The 3,572-nt window shown below is 63.7% G+C and carries 3 protein-coding genes; all 3 read left to right on the top strand.

Annotation, left to right across the window (positions count from 1 at the left end; all coding sequences use genetic code 11):
• Window positions 1-2,294 (top strand): NAD-glutamate dehydrogenase domain-containing protein (locus PF446_RS03330; RefSeq protein ID WP_298069717.1); only part of this gene is annotated, 2,294 nt, incomplete at its 5' end.
• 39 nt (window positions 2,295-2,333) lie between these two features.
• Complete coding sequence (locus tag PF446_RS03325; protein ID WP_298069715.1) at window positions 2,334-3,092, top strand: NAD kinase; 759 nt, start codon at window positions 2,334-2,336, stop codon at window positions 3,090-3,092.
• Window positions 3,093-3,288: 196 nt separating this feature from the next.
• The coding region (locus PF446_RS03320) for a 5'-nucleotidase (protein ID WP_298069713.1) at window positions 3,289-3,572 on the top strand (284 nt) is incomplete at its 3' end.

The raw sequence follows: 3,572 nt of genomic DNA, 5'->3' as shown, positions 1-3,572 counted from the left end.
GCGGCTTCTTCGTCAAGCATCCGCCCGAGAGCGGCGAACGCGAGGAAGTGCTGGCAGAAGGCGTGGCCTGCTACCGGATGTTCATCGAGGGTCTGCTGGACATCACGGACAACCTGGAGAACGGCAAGGTTGTCCCGCCCAAGAACCTGGTTCGCCACGACGACGACGATCCGTATCTGGTGGTCGCCGCCGACAAGGGCACCGCGACCTTCTCCGACATCGCCTACGGCATTGCCCAGTACCATGGCTACTGGCTTGGCGATGCCTTCGCGTCAGGCGGGTCCAATGGCTATGATCACAAGGGCATGGGCATCACCGCGAAGGGCGCATGGGAGTCGGTCAAGCGCCATTTCCGCGCCATGGGCCGTGACAGCCAGAGCGAGGACTTCTCCTGCGTGGGCGTGGGCGACATGTCCGGCGACGTGTTCGGCAACGGCATGCTGCTGTCCCGGCACATCCGGCTTATTGCAGCCTTCGACCATCGACACATCTTCATCGATCCGGACCCGGATGCAGCCATGTCCTTCGCGGAACGCGAACGCATGTTCAAGCTGCCCCGCTCCAGCTGGGAGGATTACGACAGCAAGCTGATTTCCGAAGGCGGAGGCGTGTGGTCACGTTCGGCCAAGGCGATTCCGGTTTCCCCACAGGCGCGCAAGGCCCTGGGGCTGCGCAAGGATATCGAGCACCTGCCGCCTTCTGAGCTGATGAGCGCGATCCTGAAGGCACCTGCCGACCTGCTCTGGAATGGCGGCATCGGCACCTATGTGAAATCCTCGGGCGAGAGCCATGCCGACGCCGGCGACCGGGCCAACAACGCGCTGCGCATCAACGGCAATGAACTGCGCTGCAAGGTGGTGGGCGAGGGCGGCAACCTTGGCCTGACCCAGAAGGGCCGCATTGAGGCGGCCCTGAACGGGGTACTGCTGAACACCGACTTCATCGACAATTCGGCTGGCGTGGACACCTCCGATCACGAGGTCAACATCAAGATCCTGCTGGGCGATGCCGTGCATCGCGGCGAGCTGGATCTGGAAGGCCGCAACACGCAACTGGCGGCGATGACCGAAGAGGTCGCACGTCTGGTGCTATGGGACAACTACCGGCAGAACTACGCCATCACCCTGATGGAGCACATGTCGGCCAAGCGGATCGGTTCGATGGCGCATTTCATCCGCACGCTCGAGGCCGAGGGCATGCTCGATCGCCAGGTCGAGTCGCTGCCGAGTGACGCCGAGCTGACCGAACGCAAGGCCCGGGGGATGGGCCTGACCCGGCCGGAGCTTTCGGTGTTGCTGTCCTACGACAAGCTCAAGCTGTTCCAGCAGTTGCTGGACTCGGATGTGCCCGAGGACCCGTATCTGTCGCGCGAACTCGAGCGCTACTTCCCACTGCCGTTGCGCAAGCCGTATGCCGAACACATGCAGCGGCATCGGCTGAAGCGCGAGATCATCGCCACTGCGGTCACCAACTCGACCATCAACCGCATGGGCGCGACATTCATGATGCGCATCCATGAGGACACCGGGCGCGATCCGGCGGCCATCGCCAAGTCCTTCACGGCCGCACGCGAGATCCTGGATGCACGCGCGCTGTGGGCGGACATCGAGGCGCTGGACGGCAAGGTTGCAGAAGATACCCAGATCGACGCGATGCTGCACATCTGGTCCCTGCTGCGGCAACTCACGCGCTGGCTGCTGGGCCGGGTCGGGGGTTCGCTGGACATCGCCGAAAACGTCGAACGCTACCGTCCCGGCGTGACCGCCCTGCGCGAGGCCCTTCCGGGCGCCCTGACCGCCACCGGCCGAGCCGACTTCGAGGCCGGCATGGAGAAGTGGGAAGGCCTGGGCATGCCTGCGGACCTGGCGCTGCGCCTGGCGCGCATGCCGGTATTGCGTTCATCCCTGGACATGGTCGAGGTCTCGATGTCCAGCGGCAAACCGGTGGCCCAGGTGGCCAGCGTGTTCTTCCATCTGGCCGGGGCGCTGGACCTGGACTGGCTGCGTGGCCAGATCGAGGCCCTTCCAGTGGAAAGCAGCTGGCATGCGCAGGCGCGCGGCGCGTTGTTGGAGGAGTTGAGCCAGCAGCACCGTGCACTGTCGGTCCAGGTGCTGGCTTTCGCAGGGGACCATCCGGGCGAAAATGCGGTGGCTGCGTGGCTGGACCGTGATGATCCGCCGCTGGCGCATGTGCGCTCCATGCTGGCCGATATCCTGACCCAGAATGCGGATTATGCGATTGCCTCGGTGGCGGTTCGTCGTCTTGCGCAGCTGGCGCAGCGGACCGTGGACTGAGTAAGCTGGACCCAGATACTGTCCACGGAATACCAGTCGATGCGATTTGCCATCATTGCCAGTGAGGCACCCGCTGCGCGGGAAGCGGCGGAGCAATTGAATGCGCATTGCGATCGGATTGCGCCGGAAGAAGCGGATGTCATCGTCGCCCTGGGCGGCGACGGTTTCATGTTGCGGACCCTGCACCGTTATCTGGGTCTGGAGATTCCGTTCTACGGTCTGAAGATGGGCCGTGTCGGGTTCCTGATGAACCAGTTCAGCGAAAACGATCTTGCCTCGCGCGTGGAGCGTGCGCATCCTGCGGTCTTGCACCCGCTTGAAATGCGTGCCACCACAGCCGCCGGCGAGGAGGTCACGGAGCTGGCCTTCAATGAAGTTTCATTGCTGCGTCAGAGCAATCAGGCCGCGCATCTCAGGGTCATGCTCAACGGCAACGAAAAGCTTGATGAGCTGGTCTGCGATGGTCTGCTGATCTGCACACCGGCCGGCTCCACGGCCTACAACCTGTCGGCGCATGGACCGATTCTGCCACTGGATGCCAACGTGCTTGGCATGACGCCGATCAGTCCCTTTCGCCCGCGACGCTGGCGCGGCGCCATCCTGCCGCATACCACCCGCGTGGGCTTGCGCACACTGGACCCGGACAAGCGTCCGGTGAGCGCCACCGCGGACTACCATGAGGTGCGGGATGTGCTCAATGTCGAGATCCGCCAGGCCCCGCAGCATGCAGTGCGCCTGTTGTTCGATCCCGAACACAACCTCGAGGAACGCATCCTCGACGAGCAGTTCCTGCTGTGAACCGCTGCGTGCTCGGGCATGGCGCGGCGCCTCGCAGTGCGCCGCGCAGCGCATTACACTGCATGGGTCATGAGCATGGAGCCCCCTCAATGAACGTGCAGCACCTGCGCATCCTGGCACCGGACTCTTTCCTCATCCTCGCAGCGGGCGTCGGCAACTCTTTGCCGGCACCCGCAATGGTCGTCGATTCACGAGCATGCCAGTGAGCTCCCCGGAACCGCTCCGTGCCATTGAAGAGGCGGCCGTGGATGACCGCCTGATGGTCGCGATTTCCTCACGCGCCCTGTTTGACCTTGGTGACAGCCATGCATTGTTCGAACGCGATGGGCTGGATGCCTATCGTGATTTCCAGATCGAGCACGAGAATGATGTGCTGGCGCCGGGCGTGGCGTTTCCCCTGGTAAAGAAATTGCTGGGGCTCAACGCCCTGGCAGGGGACAAGCCGCCGGTCGAGGTGATCCTGCTGTCGCGCAATTCCGG

Origin of the sequence: Oleiagrimonas sp. (assembly GCF_027858935.1) — a bacterium.
Classification (GTDB): Bacteria; Pseudomonadota; Gammaproteobacteria; order Xanthomonadales; family Rhodanobacteraceae; genus Oleiagrimonas.
The sequence above is the reverse complement of the archived record's forward strand: the minus strand, read 5'-3'. Positions and strand labels throughout refer to the sequence as shown.

Coding starts and splice junctions, on each gene's coding strand:
- PF446_RS03325 (WP_298069715.1), top strand. CDS start 2,334: ATGCGATTTGCCATCATTGCCAGTGAGGCACCCGCTGCGCGGGAAGCG.